We start from the raw sequence: 16,954 nt of genomic DNA on the forward strand, positions 1-16,954 counted from the left end.
AATTTATGAGCAAGCAAAGACAACAGCAAAATTTACCTCAGTCACGAGACAGCGGCTACACGATTATCGAGTCATTGGTAGCGATGATTGTGGTTTCGGTGCTGATGATTGCGATCGCCCCGGTGATGGCTTACTCAGTAGCGACTCGCGTACAAGCGCGGCGGATCGAACTCGCCACGCAGGCGGCGAGAGCTTACATAGACGCTCTGAGGACAGGGGCGATCAAATCTACAGATATCGGCAGGTTTCCATCTAGTGCCGATACTCCAACAAGTGCAAATACTTTGTGTATAGATTTGGGTGCTGGTTGTGACCCCGGCAGTAACAAAACCTTGTTGGTTCAAGGGGTTCTGCAAAATCTCAGTAATCCCGCCCCCGCCAATCCAACTACAACAGGTTACTCCTTGACGGTGCGGGTTTACCGGGGTGATGCTTTTTCTTCTTCGGGCGCGATGAAAACTAAACAGCAATCCGTAGCTAATTCGGCTCTTGGCGACCCTAAAGCGCCTTTGGTGGTAATGCAAACAGAAATCCCTGCTTCTACAGTACCGGGTTCTTATGGATCGCTTTGTTCACGCATCCGAGATCCTAAAACGGGCCAGATTAGCATCACTGCGTGTAAATAATTAATCAAAATCCTTGTTAATCAAAAATGTTTCCTACCCATTGGCAAAGGAAGAAGTCAAAATGAAAAATTTACTCAGGTTGCTTCTCAAAAGTCAGCATCAGCGAAACCGCTCTGAGCTAGCTCAAACTGAAAAGGGCATGACTCTGGTCGAGCTATTAGTCGGAGCAATTATGGCGTTTTTAATCATTACGCCGATGCTCGGTTTTGTAGTCGATATGCTGAATACCGACAGGAGGGAACAAGTCAAGTCAAACACCGAGCAAGACATTCAGGCGGCCGTTGATTTCATCGCCCAAGATTTGAGCCAAGCTATTTATATTTACGATAATAGTGCAAATGGTGTCCCCGGACTCGTAGCGGGAAATTTCATCCCCTCTGCTGCTGCAACAAATGGAACTCCTATTCTGGTATTTTGGAAGCGCCAGCAGCTCAAGAATTCTATTCCTATAGTGCCGGGTGATAAACCCAGTAGTTGCGCTCAAAACACACCACTCAAAGGCGCAGGTGCGTGCAACGATACCTATGTTTTATCATTAGTTGCCTACTACCAAGTTAGAGGTGGCCCTGGCATTTGGTGTCAGCCTTCAGGAGGTACGTGTCCTACCCGTATTGTTCGGTATCAAATTCAGGACGGACTGCGAGATCCTACTAAATCGACAGATCCTATTCCAGCAAACCGCTACTTTGCTGATGGTGATCTAAAAAATCCCGACGGGCAAAAGCGCAGTCTTGCCTTTAACATAGGTGCTCCCAATGTGGCAGGTTTTGACATCAGTAAGCCAACGGAAAAGGTGACGAACCCAAACGTTGCTTGGGACCGCGTTGATGTATTAGTTAATTACATCGACTACGGCACCAAGCCGGAATTCATAGGGAATGAATGTACGACCGCTCTGGGGAATCCCACTACCCAAACTGGAATTACAACATCCTTTATCTTAGAAGACACTCTAAAAGTAACAGATAGAACAACAAAGATAAACAGCTTCTACGCTTGTGTTGATACACAAAGAAATTTAGCCAGAGTTACTATCAGAGGAAATAGTCTGCGCCGCCTTCAAGCCGATGCTGACTATGACCCCAATAACCCAAAGCCCGCATATTTCCCAACAGCAAGCGTGCAAGTACAAGGTCTAGGTGCGCGAGGAAATTAACTTATGCCTGAAACACATTTCCGCATCGCCGCCCGCTGATAAACAATAGGAGAGTACCATGAAAACCCCACCAATATTATTAAAACTTTTGCATAAGTGTGCTGCCAAGCCCAGCCATAATTTCAAGAAAACTGCATCCAGAAAAGGCGATGGAGGATTCACCCTTCTAGAAGTGCTCGTGATAGCGTTGATCATAGGTATATTAAGCTCGATCGCCGCTCCAAGTTGGCTGGCATTCATCAACAGACAAAGAGTTCGCACTGTCAACGATCGCGTTTTCCAATCCTTACGATTTGCACAAAGCGAAGCAAAGCGAACTAAGCGCGATATCACAGTTACATTCAATTATATTCCAAACAATCCGGTAGCTGACCCACCAACAGTTACGATAGATACCATTCCACCTGGCGTCGATTCGTCAGGACAGCCACTACCGTTACGAAAAGAGACTTTCAGCAGCGGAGGCGAAATTAAACCCGGCACTATTTCACTTGTTCCTAATCCACTTAATCCACCTAATGCACCCTCCATCACTTTTAACTACCTAGGCAATCCAGATAAAACTTCATTTTATGTCACAGTTGCTCCTGCTGATGGCGGTACAAAGCAGTGCGTGATTGTCGAAACTCTCCTAGGAGGAATGAGAACTGCTGAAGGAAATGATCCAGCAAATGGTGGGTGTAAATGATAGTTTTCAATAAATTGAATCTTGATCTCTAACATCAATTCCGCATAAATGCAGAATTGCTAAAATTCTATTAACTTAAATTATTTTATATTTCAAATCCTATTAAAACCTTCAAAGAATGCAGCTAGAACTAAAACAAATAATCATCCAGCCAGGAAATCAACTATTACTAAAAGACATAACCTGGCCGATGTTTTAAACCCGACTAATATCATTTCCGGTAACACCGGAATGATGTTGACGGTTGACTGTTCACTGTCAACAGTTAACAGTCAACTCGAATTTACTATTCCGATGCTAACGAATTTGATATCATAACTGCTTAACTAACCAACCTATCGCCCCTTCAACATCAGCAACCTGCTCAACATCGGCAATCGGCGGCCGCTGCACCATCACCACCGGAATTCCCAGTTCCCTAGCCGCAACAATTTTGGCATAAGTAGCACCGCCCCCGCTGTTTTTACTAACAATTGTATCAATCTGATATTCTAATAGTAATTGGTGCTCGTTTTCCAAAGAAAAAGGCCCCCTTGCTAATAACAATTTACCATTAGGAATAGGAGTATTGAGTGCCGGAGGATCGATCGCCCGCATCAAAAACCAAATAGCATCCAAATCAGCAAAAGCAGCCAATTCCTGCCTACCAATGGTGAGAAACACCCGCTGAGACAGCCCTAATAAAGCCCTTGCAGCCTCCGAGTGGCTGGCAACATCAATCCAGCGATCGCCCTCCACCCTCTCCCAAGCAGGACGCACCAGCATCAAAAAGGGCACATTACATTCAGCAGCAGCAATAGCAGCATTAGCAGAAATCTGAGCCGCAAACGGATGAGTAGCATCAATCAAAAAGTCGATCGGGCGATCGTCTCCGTTGGCGTAGCCCCCGTAGGGGCGGGCTCCGCGATCGAGCAAAAACGCCGCCAGCCCAGCCGCCCCACCAAACCCCCCAATTCGCACCGTACCCGTTTTTGGGGTAAAAGGCTGTTGAGTGCGTCCTGCTAGCGAAGATACCACCTCTATTTCAGCAATTTGAGACGCTCTTACCGCCAGTTCAGCAGCATCCCCCGTCCCGCCCAAAATCAGCAAGCGTTTTTTCACCAAATTATCCCTAATACTAATTTAATGTGAAGTTGCACATATCTCGATTCCCCTTAAGAAGGGGAGTAGGGGTTGACTTTGAGAAGAATCTTGTCCCACCCCCTACTCCCCTTATTAAGGGGGGCTAGGGGGGATGGGATTCTATGCAACCTCATAAAAAATTGGTATAACTTATCCAAGCAACCCCGGCAAATTCGGTTAATAATATGTTTAGCAAAGTTTAAACTACCAACAACAATGATTCGCTCACTTTTCACATTTTTTACAGTATTAATTGTAACCGGGTTAGTATGGTTAGGAAATATCGCGCCCGTTGCCGCCCAAGTACAACCAACAGATATCACCGATCCCCAACAGGAATTGGGAGAGCTCGTTCAAAAAGCTTTTGAAGCTACAAATGAAGGCAAATTTCCCGCCGCAGAAACTTTTTGGACTCAAATCATTGACAAATTTCCCTCAGAAGCAGCCGCTTGGAGCAACCGAGGCAATTCTAGAGTCAGCCAAAACAAACTACAAGCCGCTATTACCGACTACGAAAGAGCGATCGAGCTAGCACCCGACGCCCCCGATCCCTACCTCAACCGCGGCACCGCCTTAGAAGGTTTAGGACGCTGGGAAGATGCGATCGCCGACTACAATCATGTACTAGAATTAGACTCCCAAGATCCAGCCGCCTACAACAACCGAGGCAACGCCGAAGCAGGTTTAGGAAAATGGGAACAAGCAATTGCCGACTACAGCAAAGCCTTTGAACTAGCCCCCGAATACGCCTTTGCCCGCGCCAACCACGCCCTCGCACTTTATCAAAACGGGCAAACCAAAGAAGCAATTCGCAACATGAAAAACATCGTCCGCAGATACCCCCAATTTGCCGACATGAGAGCCGCCCTCAGCGCCTGTCTTTGGGAAGCAGGAAATCGCGGCGAAGCTGAGAGCAATTGGGTAGCAGCCATCGGCCTCGACTCCCGCTACAAAGACCTCGATTGGGTTGCCAATAACCGCCGCTGGCCACCACTTGCAGTCAGTGCATTAGACAAATTCTTGCACTTGCAATAATCTCAAAGGGAAAGTTGAGTGTTGACTGTTGACTGTTGACTGTTGACTGTTGACTGTTGACTGTTAACTGTTGACTCGATTTTATTATTCCGATACAACCGGAAACGATATCATTGGTTATTTGTTATTTCGACAACTAACAACTGACAACTAATACGAATTTAATGTGAAGTTGCACATATCTCGATCCCCCTGATTGTTGGGGAGTAGGGGTTGACTTTGAGAAGAATCTTGTCCCACCCCCTACTCCCCTTATTAAGGGGGGCTAGGGGGGATCGGATTCTATGCAACCTCATAAAAAATTGGTATGACCCCTCCTTCTACAGTCAACAGTCAACAGTCAACAGTCAACAGTCAACAGAACTAATTCTCGAATCCGCGCAGCCGTCAACTCTTCCACATTCCTGAAAACCGCTGCTGCACCCGCATTTTCCAGCACCGCAGCATACGCCTCGCAGCGCACAGAATCATCCAAAACATGAGGTGGCAAAATTCCAGCCCCCAGCCAAACCCGATTTGGTTGCACTTCCCGCGCCTTCACAACCGTGTAAATATCCGCAACAGTATCTCCCGCGTAAATCACGGGCAAATTTTTTTCTAAACCGTGCAGATTTTCCAACTGTTCAATTGCCGCGAAAAGTCCAGCCGGATCGGGTTTTCCCGGTGCATCTTCCATCGCCACCAACACGGGGGAATTTAAACTCAATTTCCCTGACAAAACATAAGCAGCTTCATCCCGCATCGCCCCGCTAAAAAAGCCCCAAACAATGCCCCCAACCGTTAAACTTTCCAGGTAAGCCGGACTTAACAGCAGCGGTTCGTCGCAAATGTAACCAGTCCAATTTTTCTCATCGGGCCCGCGATAGCGACTTTGGAAAAAAGCCACTAACTCGTCATAGTTGAGAGCGAGTTCATTTCTCGATCGGCCAATCCCCTCAAAATAACGGCAAACAAACTCGAAAGACGCCTGCCAGTCATTATTCCACACACCCTCAGACTTCAGAGAGTCGATATCGAGAGAATTCGGGCGAGAAGCACCCGCCGTGAAATGTTCCACCGCATCGGCGATCGCCCGTCGGTAGGAACCGGACACATCCCGCACCACACCGTCAATGTCAAAAACTACAATAACTCTGTTCACAACTTAACTAATCCTTGTACCTAGGGCCGGTGAGAATCAATAAGCTTGGGTTAAAACTGTTTATTCCTCCGATATCCCCCTAAATCCCCCTAAGAAGGGGGACGCAAGAGTAAGTTCTTGCCCCCCCCTTCTTAAGGGGAGCTAGGGGGGATCGGGATCGGGCCCAAGCGTATTGCGGTGAGAACCCAAATTTTATCTGTTCCCAGCCCCTGAGTGGCGCTAAAACCAGCCGCGCCACAAAACTTTTCATGGCCGATGACCAATTATCGAACAGAGTGTGCTACGCTTAGCGATTGTAGAAATTTTTAACAAGTTCGATCGGAACCCTGGAGGTTTGCTTGTCCAAGTTCATCTTAAAAGTTCTCTGGCTAGAAGAGAATGTTGCCCTCGCCGTTGACCAAGTTGTCGGCAAAGGAACTAGCCCGCTGACATCCTACTTTTTCTGGCCTCGCAAAGATGCGTGGGAAGACCTCAAAAACGAACTCGAAGCCAAACACTGGATTGCTGATAACGATCGCGTCGAAATCCTCAACCAAGCGACAGAAGTAATCAACTACTGGCAAGAAGAAGGCAGACGGCGCCCGATGACTGAAGCTCAGTCAAAGTTCCCTCAAGTGACTTTTACCGGCAGCAACTAAGCCCAGCTTTAAGTTGCTACCCATATAAATTGCCTGTTATGGCTGACGAGGGGAAGGAGAGAGGGGAGAAGGCGAGAGGATTTGACGCTTTTTCCACCTCGCCGTGAAAGATAAAATTTGAATTCGCTAACAAAAATTCGGGGTTAGAGCCTCCCTCTTCTAGGGGGACTTTTATTAATTGATCTATTCCTATGATGGATATTTTATCATAGGAATAACAGGAGAAAAAAAGATGCTAACTCTAGAATTTAAGATTTATGCAAAACCGAACCAATTTCAAGCGATTGATGAAGCGATTAGAATTGGTCAATTCATTCGCAACAAGTCTATTCGCTTGTGGATGGATGGTGGGGCTAAATCTTGGTTCGATCTTTCTAAGTACTGTGCTATTTGGGCTAAAGAGTTTGACTTTGCAAACAAGTTAGGCGCAATGGCTCGGCAAGCAAGTGCAGAAAGAGCGTGGGCTAGTATTTCTCGATTCCATGAAAACGTCAAAAAAGGGATTAAAGGGAAAAAAGTTGGTTTCCCACATTTCCAAAAAGACTGCCGTTCTGTGGAGTACAAGACCAATTCTTGGAAACTCTCAGCAGATAGAAAGTCAATCACCTTTACCGATAAATGCGGGATTGGGAGATTAAAGTTAAAAGGCACTCGTGACCTAAATTTCTATCAGCCAGAGCAGATTAAACGGGTGAGGCTGGTTAAAAGAGCAGATGGATATTACACTCAAGTTTGCATTCAAGTAGACAGAATTGAGTTAGCCCCATCAACAGGGAAAACTATCGGATTAGATGTAGGGCTAAAGGAGTTTTACACCGATTCAAATGGCGAAATGATTCCTAATCCTAGATTTCTGCGTAAGGGTGAAGTGCAGTTAAAACGTGCTCAACGCTTAGTAAGTCGGAAAACAAAAGGGAGTTCAAATCGCCGCAAAGCTAGAGTGATTTTAGGTAAGCGACACCTCAAAATAAGTAGGCAACGTAAAGACCATGCTATCAAGTTAGCAAGGTGCGTAATCACATCAAACGATGTAGTAGTCTATGAAGATTTGAGGGTGTCCAACATGGTTAAAAATCATTGTCTGGCAAAGTCCATTAGCGATGCTTCTTGGTATCAGTTCAGAATGTTCTTAGAATATTTTGGAAAAGTGTTTGGTCGGATTACAATTGCAGTAAACCCTGCTTGTACTAGCCAAGAATGTAGTAACTGCGGTGAAATCGTTAAGAAGTCTCTATCCACTCGTACTCATATTTGTAAATGTGGATGCGAAATGGATAGAGATCATAATGCTGCAATTAACATCCTGAATCGCGGGATAGGTACGACAGGTCATGTCGGAACTTCGATCCTAGAGATCGTAAACGCTTAGGGAGACTAGACCTCTGGATTAGGTGCGGCAACGTTCTTAATTTAAGTCCAGTCTTTGAACTAAGAATCCTCACGCCTTTAGGCCCAGGAGTGTCAAAGCTTATCTTGATACTAACTCCGATTTTCAGACCTAATCTGGTTTTGGGCTTGGTCGATCGATTTGAGATTAGAGATTGGGATTTTATGCAAAATAAAGCTCTAAAATCGCCTTTTCTAAAATCTTAAAAATACTAAGCAACCAAACCGAAGAAATCTAAAATCGGCTTTTTTATACTTTTAAATTGTACAGTCAGCTCTCAAAGGACTTCCCTATGACTAATGACTAATGACTAATGACTAATGACTAATGACTAATAACTAATGACTTATTCGCGGAATTTATGGGCGCCGAAAGTACAATCAACCAGACAGAACAGCTACCGCTGGTAGTAAATCCCGACATTCTCCAGCAAGCAATCCTCTACAAAATTAATACTCGCATAAACGCTCGCGGAGAATTAATTTTCCCCTGCATACCGGGAATGCTAAGCCACTATCTCAAGTCCATAGAAAATCTATTTAGCACTCTCGACAGACCCCTGCCCGAAGACCGCAGAGACGAACTCAGCAAGCTTTTAGCCACCAAGTTAGAACAAGGCTACCGCACCTCCACAGCATCGATGCTGATTCTGCAATACGAATCAGTGCAGCCGCCACAAACCGGTTTAGCCTGCAAAGTGATTGTTACTACCTCAACAGTTGGAGAACAGTACAAAAGCTGGGTAGACACCAGAGAACCTCCGCTTTTCGGTTCTCATCCCGATGCAAAATTGATGACAACGGCTGCTAAATTGGGCACACCCGATCGAGTGCGGATTTTGGACGTGGGGGCTGGTACCGGCCGCAATACCTTGCCGCTGGCGAGATTGGGCTATTCTGTAGATGCGATCGAACTAACTCCCGCTTTTGCAGAACAATTGAAAGCGGCAGTAACAGCCGAAAACCTTCCCGTCACAGTGACTGAAGGCGATGTGCTCGACCCCTTAATGCGGATGAAACCGGCCCGCTATCAGTTAGCAGTTGCCGCCGAAGTCATTTCGCATTTTCGAGACAGCGATCAAGTACGGCTTTTCCTCGCTAAAATGTGCGATTCCCTGTCTCCCGGAGGTCTGTTGCTGTTCAGCACGTTTTTAACAGTCGGTGACTACCAGCCAGATGCCCTCGTGCGACAAGTTGCCCAACTCTCCTGGTCTACTTTATTTACACCCCAAGAACTCGCCACCGCCATGGAAGGGTTGCCCTTAGTCCAAATATCCGATGAATTGGTGTTTGAATATGAACGCCACCACCTGCCGGAAGGAGCCTGGCCACCGACGCCCTGGTTTCCCAGTTGGGCCACCGGTCGAGATGTCTTCCCGATGGCAAACGCACGCCCGCCAATGGAATTGCGCTGGATTTTGTGCCGCCGAAGTTAAAAAAAAATCAATCATTTCTAGACGGGCACAGCAATCAAAACGTTTTATCGGCGGTAAAATTTTCCTCATATATTTTTTTTTCAACAGCTTAAAGCCAACTCGCTGTTAATATTGTGCTGCCGGCATAGAAAAATTTACAAAAATATATATTAAAATGTAAACAGAGCGAAGTTCGATCGCCCCTGGGTGAGAAACCCAGTGTCTGATTAGATCCCACGCTTGCCAACCTTTTATTTCTTGCGAAAAATCGGGTTGCTAATGGCAATCGGGCTTGAATAAAAGTCGATCGCCATTTTGATGGGTGCAACTAGAGTTAAGATGAATTCAACAAACCTATTCCTCTTGATAGATGACTTTTTAGGGAATAGGATTAGCCAATAGATTAGCTCGCTAGTCAGCGATGCTGCTGAGAAACAAATATGCTTTTAACACGTCCACTACAAGCGTTTGGAGCAATCTTCGGCCACAAACCTTCCACAAATAGATCATCCATCGACCAAAAAACCAATAAAAATTATTGGGAGGGGAATATTGAGTCCGCTGTAAACGAACAAATTGACTGGTACATCCAAGTGGAAATGCTAATGAGTAACGCTAAATCTTCCTGCACCAACGAAGAGATTACTGCTTGGCTGCGGGGATTGCTGACAATTGCTTGGGCAGACGGCAACTTTGACGAAGACGAGCAAAAAATGATTGCAAATCTAACTGAGGATGAACTACACCCGGTATCTTTTGAGGACGGTTTTGAACCTATTGCCCCAGAGGAATTAGCCGCTGTGTTAGGGAAAGACACCGCCAAAGGCGAGGATTTTTTGAGGACAGCAGTCATGGTAGCTCTAGCAGACGGTACCTACTCGCTCAGCGAAGACGAGGTAGTCTCTAAGTTTTGCACAGCTTTGGGACACAACGTAGAGGCGATCGAAGCTCTGCGACACACGATCGAAGACAGCAAGTGCGATGATCCGCAGGGGCCCAGCAGCCAAATAGTCTTTGATGCGATCGTCCCCCCCGTAGTCGGAACACCTCTTTCATCTCGGCTACCTAAACCTCACCACAAAAATGTCCTGCAACCCGTCAAAGACTGGCTTGACGGCTGGGAAATTCACGACCCAAAATTGGCACACTTTGTCTGTAAAATTATTCCGCCCCAGTGTCCGTTTGAGCGAGATGTCGTGTTATTTGGTCGCAAAATCGTCCACATTCCGGCGATGTGCCAGATTAACCCGCTTTACGAACAGTTAGTCGGGATGCGCTTTCGAGCTCTCTGCTATTTGGCAGATGAATGTAAGGAAGATGTATCGTCCTATTGTTAGTAGTCAGTTGTCAGTTGTCAGTAGGCAGTTGTCATTCTTGTGAAATCTTGGATTAGTGAGTGTGACTATTAACCAATGACTACTAATTAGTCCAAAATGCAAAAACCGGGTTTTTCTAGGACAAAACATCGTTACACCCATCCGCGCCAGTAGAAAAAGCCAGTAGAAAAACCCGGTTTATTCAGTTTGTTTTTATGCGTGAGTCCTGCTAATATCAAATCGGCTTTGATAATACTAATTAAACAAAAGTTTTGGTACAATCCTCAATCTTATACAAAATATTAAAAGTCGCAGATTTAGGAGCCGGAAACGGCATTGCCGATTCCCTACAGATGCTCGCCTACAATCTCTCGCTCTGCACTACTTTTGAGAATTGGTATAATTATATTTTTGCGGCAACTGTCAATCGCAAGTAAACTTGGCTTTAGTCCGCCGACGCGGACTAAAGGAAAAGGGAAATATGATACTTGCATCTGGTATAATAATAACTAATGACTATTGACACTGACTATTGACTACTGACTAAATTATGCAATTTATCGATCGAGCAGATATTCAAGTCGCAGCCGGCAAAGGTGGCGACGGTATGGTAGCTTTTCGCAGAGAAAAATATGTACCAGCGGGCGGGCCGAGCGGCGGCACCGGTGGGCGGGGCGGTTCTGTGTTTATGGTGGCGGTGGAAAGCCTGCAAACGCTGCTGGATTTTCAGTACAACCGGATTTTTAAAGCCGATGACGGGAAGCGCGGCGCGCCGAAGAATATGACAGGGGCTTCTGGGGACGATCGCACGATCGAAGTTCCCTGCGGTACAGTAGTTTACGACGCGGAAACTCAGGCAATCTTAGCAGATTTAGTAACGCCCGGACAGACTTTTTGCGTAGCTAAAGGTGGCAAAGGCGGTTTGGGAAACAAGTGTTTTCTGACTAATTCCAACCGCGCTCCAGATTATGCGATGCCGGGAAAAGAAGGAGAACACAAATTTTTGCGTTTGGAATTGAAGCTATTAGCTGAAGTGGGAATTCTGGGGATGCCGAATGCTGGCAAATCCACCTTAATTTCAGCTTTGTCTGCAGCTCGCCCCAAGATAGCAGATTATCCGTTTACAACTTTAGTCCCGAATTTGGGCGTAGTCAGAAAACCCAGCGGCGACGGTACGGTGTTTGCAGACATTCCGGGATTAATTGAAGGAGCCCACGAAGGTGCTGGTTTGGGTTACGAGTTTTTGCGGCACATCGAACGAACTCGGTTGTTGCTGCACTTGATTGATATTACCGATGAAGATCCGATCGCCAATTACGTCACAATTCAGGAAGAGTTAAAGGCTTACAGACGTGGTTTAGCCGATAAACCGCAGATTTTGGCTTTTAATAAGGTAGATGCGATCGACCTCGAAAGCGAAGAAATCGCTAATTTAATCAGCCGAATTAAAGAAATTAGCGGCGCTCCTGTTTTGTTGATTTCCGCCGTTAGTAGAGTTGGATTGGATGAATTGATGCAGCAAGTTTGGCAAAAACTCGACGAGATGAACGAGAAAGAGGCTGCAGAACAGTTAGCAGTCGCGAGTGTTTAATCGCTTTCTGGTTCTTGGAATTTCCGTGAATGGGTAGGTATTTTTTGGAGGGGTCAAATCTTTCGGCTGTAGGACTGGTGCGGCAAGGGTTTGAGCCTCTGTGTCTTGAAAAACGATGTTTAAAAGTATCTACCGACTGCTTTAAATCGCCTACAAGCGTGACGGTGAAAGCTCCCAAAGGGGTATGGGGCACTCGCTAAGGCTGTGCGGCAAAGGCGGGAAATTTATTATTAGAAGGTTGATCTTATTTTGCGGATATGAGTTGAGCTGCATTCAGGGCATTTCCTAAAAATTCGCCTTATTATCCCTCATCAACTCATATTGTAATTCCGCAACGCCCTAAATTACTATTTTTAACCCACTTTCTCCTCTAAACTGTCTTTTTTTTGTTCAAGAGCTGTCGATACAAATAGTCGTGGTAGTAAAAGTCCAGACCTAGTTTTGTAGTCGGCAAATTCAGGATATCGTCCGAGTGAACGATCTTTTTTTATCATGTTAGGAATAAAAACACCAGCCATAAAAGCTGCCAGAATTAAAAAAGGTAGCCAGTGCTGAACTAGCATCGCAAACGCTGCGTAGATTAGGATTTCTCCTAAGTAATTCGTATTGCGCGATCGGGCAAAAAATCCTTCAGTTATTAGTCCCGAACGGTACTTAAGGGTGTAATACTTCTGTGCATCAGCAGTATAGTGTAGAAAGACACCGATAATATTTAGGGAAATTGCTGCTGCCACTAACGGCAGAGGTGGTTGTGAGCCACTGCTAATCAAAATAAAAGGTGCTACCCAATAGAGGCTAAGTGACACAAAGCCTAATATTCCCGTTCCGACAGAGATTTCTTGTTCCCACTGTTTATCTGGATATATCTGGTCTTTGAGCAGCCACAACAAACCATAAGTACCGTGCAGGGCGAGATAAACCCAAGCACCCAAATTAAAATTTTGGTAAATGAACATCAGTGTCAAAATAAATGGAAAGCTGAGTCCTTTGTGCAGATTGATAAAATGCTTGAGTTTCATAGCTTTTGCTAATCTCTATCTAGTAAACTCTATCTCTCTTTATATTACACTTTTTTAGATATCACTACTTATCACGAGCAAACTTATTAACCTGCTTCTATTTGGCCTGACAGGGTAACAAGCAACTTGAAAGCGTGACCGGAGTGCCCTCGTTCGTTTATTTGAGAGGTCCGGCTCTCGGCTTAATAAAGAAAATCGATCGGGATCTCAGTAGCGAAAGAATGTTGCGAGAATCACCCGCTCCGAAAGCTTAATCAAGGATTTCTCTAATCGGGCGATCGCTATTTCACAAGTTCATATCGTTTCCCGTTGCATGGGAATGATAAAGTCAAAGTCAACAATTCCACATTCCCCCACTCCCCATCATAAGGAGTGTAACCGGAATTGATATAAGTCCGAAGTATTGTTAAATTCCACTTGACTCGCGGATTCGCCCATTATAATCAACTCTGATTCGGCCATCTTGAGAAACCGTAACAACCGTTTCTACAGTATAGACAGACGAACCAGGCTTGTTACCCTTAAAAGTAAAAGTCCAAGTTCCATCGCCATTGTCAACAAACGGCGATTCCTTAGAAGTACCGTGCATAGAAGGTTCAGCTCGATAGTTGCCTAAACCCCCATTAGCAATTTCTGCTGCTTGACGGGCTAAGTTTTTCGCCCGATTGAGTTCGATATTATTGTTGATCACTCTCACGCCGTCCGTCTCAAAATCTGGAGCAGGATTAGCATTACTCAAGGTAGGGAAGACTCCAACGGCTAAAGTTGAGAGCGCTACTAGACAAGCAAGGCGGATGTTGAGTTTCATAATACAAACTGATTTATAGTTTGATAAAGTCTACAACACTAGCCGGAAAAAACCCGGTTGAATTTTCAATTTTTAATTTGAACTTGTGAATCGGCTGGCGTTTCCCCACCGTACAAATAGCGGTAACTCATCCGAGAAATATCCCGAATCAATGTTTGAGCTGGCTTCTCTGTTTCCGGCGGATGCTTCACCATCACCGCCACCAAATAACGCTTACCGTTCGGCAAATCCACCATACCCGCATCCGCAAGAATTGTATCAATGTTGCCGGTTTTGTGAGCAATAATTGAACCTTCGCCTAAACCTTTCGGCAGCAAAGAATCATTTTTAGTTTGGCGCATGATTTGCAAAATGCGATCGCGCGATTTCACCGATACCACATTACCTCGATCGACCTGGGCTATGATATTAATCAAATCCTTCGGACTGGTAGTATTAGTTCCCTCCAAATCTGGCAACTTATTACGCAGAACCGTCGTACTCAAACCCCAATTGGCAAAATGCTGATTCAACACCTCAGCACCTCCCAACAACTCAATCATCATATTTGTCGCCGTATTGTCACTGACAACAATCATCTTTTGGGCAACTTCCAAAGCCGAATACTTCTTGCCAGGAGCCTGGTCTTGCATATCCCCAGAACCGCCGACAATGTGTTCGGGCTTCAGCGTCAGCATCTGATCTAACTGCACTTTGCCCTCATCTACTGCTTGGAAAAAAGCTACTAAAATTGGCACTTTAATCGTGCTAGCTGAAGCAAAAGCAGTATCGCCATTAAAATTTAGGTAGCTTCCAGTATCTAAATCGACTAGAAATATTCCGGCTGTCAAACTAGGATTTTCTGTTGCTAAAACCTGAACTTGGGTTTTCAAAGCTCCTAATTCTTGATTGAGTTGTAGCACTTCTGGGGTTGCGGATGCCGCAGATGCGCTATCGGCTGGGTTTTTCTGCCCTGCGGTGGTTGGTTCTTCTGTCGCTACCGTGGATGCTCGACTGACGGCATTCACCACCGACAGCAGCGTACCGCAAATCACCGCTATCCCAACTCCCAAAATCAGCAAGCGAGTAGCATACACCAACGGCGGCACGCTCCGAGGTGCAGAGCGTTTACCTGGTCTCTGACTCGCTTTTGGGCGCGGTTTAGGCACGGGGGGTTTTTTGGTATCTGCGGAGATTACCGTGTCTGAAATGCGAACTGGGGGCGAACTGGAACGACTTCCACGGGTTGCAGGCTGAGTGGCAGTTGGGAGCTGGCTGTTGGGATTGCTGGCGATCGAACTCACATTTTCCCGCTCCAGAGTCGGATCGGGAAACTCGAACATATCGACAGCAGCGAGGCCTTTTTTGCTTGGTTGGCGAGTCTTCGATTGCGGAGTTTTGCTGGTTCTGGGTTTTCTGGGGTTAATTGCCGATCGAGGATCGGATAAAAAGTCTTGCGTAGTAAATTCTTCCGAAGATGTGGGAGAATTGGCTCCATTTCTGCTACCCCGGCCCTGTTGCGGTGGCAAAGTTGCAGGTTCGGGCGATCGAATTTCTGGGTTGCCGTTTTGCGGTTGGGGAGGACGGCGGCGGCCCGAGTTGCCAGACTGACTTGCTTTGCCGGACTTAGGCTGCTTTGAGCCGGAGTTGGGAGAGGATATCGACGAGGATATCACCGATAATATCGATCCTTTGGGAAACCGCTCTGCCACGTCTTACTCCTTCATCACTAATGTAAAGTTCAAGTTTAAGATTTTTCAGCTTGTCAGCCAATCAATTTTAGATTTTAGATTTTAGATTTTAGATTTACCCCAGACGCTGCATGGTATCAGCAACCGGGTTTATTGCTCGCAAATTATCGCAAAGCTTAGGTTTTTAGTCAAGAAACTCTGTTATGAAGGTGACAAGTGGGTGAAGGAAAGTTCTCTGTGAAAAAAATCCTCAATCTCACATCCCCAATTATCAGCATTTCTGCTAGCTATCCGTTGGATTTTCCGGTAACGCCCCATCCAGAGTATCAGAATTTGCCTCTCGTGGGTAAGTTTTGATTGCCCATTCTGTTTGGCGGAGGACACCCCGCAGCATGGCGACTTCATCCACTGTCGGATAAGCCCTGTTGTACAAACGCCGAAATTTTTCCATCCGGCTTGCTGCTGTGTGCTGCTGCAAATATCCTATTTTGAGTAACAGCGTTTCTAGTTGCTGGTAATATCCCTCTAAATTTTCCAAGGGAGCACTGGCGAGGGGAATTGAGGGATTTTCTGTCTGGCGGGTGGCAAGTTTTTCTTGGTAACAAGTTGATAAATTATCTGTGGCATCGGGTATTGAAGAGGCAGAGCCTCTGGATATGCCTTCCCAGGCTGAGCCTGGGAACGAGGCATCTTCTTCTTCCTTCCCTCTTCCTTCTTCCTTCTTCCTTCTTCCTTCTTCCTTCTTCCTTCTTCCCTCTTCCTTCTTCCTTCTTCCTTCTTCCTTCTTCCCTCTTCCTTCTTCCTTCTTCCTTCTTCCTTCTTCCCGGTATAGTTCGTAACAGCAGATAGCGACGGCTTGGGCGAGATTTAGGGATGTGTAGGCATCGCTACTGGGAATGCGGATCAGGCGTTGAGCGCGGTTTAATTCGGCATTGGTTAAGCCGCAGTCTTCTCGGCCGAAAATTAGGGCGCTGGGGGCTTCTAGGAGCCAAGGCAAGGCATCTGCGGGTTCTTCTAGTTGTGTTGGCAACGATCGACAATCATCTCCTGTAGTTGCGATCGCTCTGACACACCCAACCAAAGCAGCGGGCAAACTCTCGACTACTTTAGCCGTTTCCAATATGTCGGCGGCGCGAACAGCCATCAGTCGGGCTTCTTCCCCTAAATGATCGCACTGGGGATTTACCAAAACTAATTGGTGCAAACCCATATTTTTCATGACGCGGGCAACAGAACCGACATTCAATGGGCCTGCCGGTTCGACTAAAACTATTCGGATGTTGGCGTCGGCCGTTTCGAGCATTTTTATTTGGGGAGGTGTTAGGCAGAAATTGGTTGTTTTG

General features: G+C 46.0%; 15 protein-coding genes. 9 read left to right on the forward strand and 6 right to left on the reverse strand.

Annotated features, from left to right (window positions below):
- The first annotated feature begins 5 nt into the window (after positions 1 to 5).
- From QUB37_RS09970 to QUB37_RS09980, 3 genes are all read left to right on the forward strand, one after another.
- Positions 6 to 626, forward strand: a complete 621-nt coding sequence (locus QUB37_RS09970; protein WP_333161431.1) for a prepilin-type N-terminal cleavage/methylation domain-containing protein — start codon at positions 6 to 8, stop codon at positions 624 to 626.
- A 61-nt stretch (positions 627 to 687) separates the two neighbouring features.
- Complete coding sequence (hpsC, locus tag QUB37_RS09975) at positions 688 to 1,782, forward strand: hormogonium polysaccharide secretion pseudopilin HpsC (protein WP_333161433.1); 1,095 nt, start codon at positions 688 to 690, stop codon at positions 1,780 to 1,782.
- Positions 1,783 to 1,840: 58 nt separating this feature from the next.
- Positions 1,841 to 2,470 carry a GspH/FimT family pseudopilin gene (locus tag QUB37_RS09980; protein WP_333161434.1) on the forward strand — a complete coding sequence of 210 codons (630 nt, stop codon included), beginning with the start codon at positions 1,841 to 1,843 and terminating at the stop codon, positions 2,468 to 2,470.
- A gap of 312 nt (positions 2,471 to 2,782) precedes the next feature.
- On the opposite strand, the gene QUB37_RS09985 is transcribed toward QUB37_RS09980, so the two are convergent.
- A complete protein-coding gene (locus QUB37_RS09985) occupies positions 2,783 to 3,571 on the reverse strand; it encodes a cobalt-precorrin-6A reductase (protein ID WP_333161437.1) in 789 nt (262 codons plus the stop codon).
- A 237-nt stretch (positions 3,572 to 3,808) separates the two neighbouring features.
- Here QUB37_RS09985 and QUB37_RS09990 point away from each other — a divergent pair, with 237 nt between their 5' ends.
- Complete coding sequence (locus QUB37_RS09990; protein WP_333161439.1) at positions 3,809 to 4,627, forward strand: tetratricopeptide repeat protein; 819 nt, start codon at positions 3,809 to 3,811, stop codon at positions 4,625 to 4,627.
- 340 nt (positions 4,628 to 4,967) lie between these two features.
- Here QUB37_RS09990 and QUB37_RS09995 read toward each other — a convergent pair whose 3' ends face one another.
- Entirely contained in the window at positions 4,968 to 5,768 is an 801-nt protein-coding gene (locus QUB37_RS09995; RefSeq protein ID WP_333161441.1) for a TIGR01548 family HAD-type hydrolase, read from the reverse strand.
- A 326-nt stretch (positions 5,769 to 6,094) separates the two neighbouring features.
- On the opposite strand from QUB37_RS09995, the gene QUB37_RS10000 reads away from it, so the two are divergent.
- The 5 genes from QUB37_RS10000 (at position 6,095) to obgE (ending at position 12,114) form a co-directional block, all read left to right on the forward strand.
- Positions 6,095 to 6,406, forward strand: coding sequence for a 30S ribosomal protein PSRP-3 (locus tag QUB37_RS10000; protein WP_263053625.1), 312 nt, complete (start codon positions 6,095 to 6,097; stop codon positions 6,404 to 6,406).
- Positions 6,407 to 6,638: 232 nt separating this feature from the next.
- Positions 6,639 to 7,775 carry a transposase gene (locus QUB37_RS10005; protein WP_333161443.1) on the forward strand — a complete coding sequence of 379 codons (1,137 nt, stop codon included), beginning with the start codon at positions 6,639 to 6,641 and terminating at the stop codon, positions 7,773 to 7,775.
- Positions 7,776 to 8,154: 379 nt separating this feature from the next.
- Positions 8,155 to 9,228, forward strand: coding sequence for a class I SAM-dependent methyltransferase (locus QUB37_RS10010; RefSeq protein ID WP_333161445.1), 1,074 nt, complete (start codon positions 8,155 to 8,157; stop codon positions 9,226 to 9,228).
- Positions 9,229 to 9,647: 419 nt separating this feature from the next.
- Positions 9,648 to 10,544 carry a Mo-dependent nitrogenase C-terminal domain-containing protein gene (locus tag QUB37_RS10015; protein WP_333161446.1) on the forward strand — a complete coding sequence of 299 codons (897 nt, stop codon included), beginning with the start codon at positions 9,648 to 9,650 and terminating at the stop codon, positions 10,542 to 10,544.
- Between the two features lie 529 nt (positions 10,545 to 11,073).
- The gene (gene obgE, locus QUB37_RS10020; protein ID WP_333161448.1) at positions 11,074 to 12,114 is read left to right on the forward strand and encodes a GTPase ObgE; all 1,041 of its coding nucleotides are present in this window, start codon (positions 11,074 to 11,076) and stop codon (positions 12,112 to 12,114) included.
- Positions 12,115 to 12,467: 353 nt separating this feature from the next.
- Here obgE and QUB37_RS10025 read toward each other — a convergent pair whose 3' ends face one another.
- From QUB37_RS10025 to QUB37_RS10040, 4 genes are all read right to left on the reverse strand, one after another.
- Entirely contained in the window at positions 12,468 to 13,133 is a 666-nt protein-coding gene (locus tag QUB37_RS10025) for a DUF1295 domain-containing protein (RefSeq protein ID WP_333161450.1), read from the reverse strand.
- A gap of 406 nt (positions 13,134 to 13,539) precedes the next feature.
- Positions 13,540 to 13,941 (reverse strand): hypothetical protein, encoded by a 402-nt coding sequence (locus tag QUB37_RS10030; RefSeq protein ID WP_333161452.1) that lies wholly within the window; start codon positions 13,939 to 13,941, stop codon positions 13,540 to 13,542.
- Between the two features lie 65 nt (positions 13,942 to 14,006).
- Positions 14,007 to 15,632 carry a serine hydrolase gene (locus QUB37_RS10035; RefSeq protein WP_333161454.1) on the reverse strand — a complete coding sequence of 542 codons (1,626 nt, stop codon included), beginning with the start codon at positions 15,630 to 15,632 and terminating at the stop codon, positions 14,007 to 14,009.
- Positions 15,633 to 15,894: 262 nt separating this feature from the next.
- A complete protein-coding gene (locus QUB37_RS10040; RefSeq protein ID WP_333161456.1) occupies positions 15,895 to 16,914 on the reverse strand; it encodes an RNA methyltransferase in 1,020 nt (339 codons plus the stop codon).
- Positions 16,915 to 16,954 lie beyond the last annotated feature (40 nt).

The organism is Microcoleus sp. AT3-A2 (assembly GCF_036705685.1).
Taxonomy (GTDB): Bacteria; Cyanobacteriota; Cyanobacteriia; order Cyanobacteriales; family Microcoleaceae; genus Microcoleus.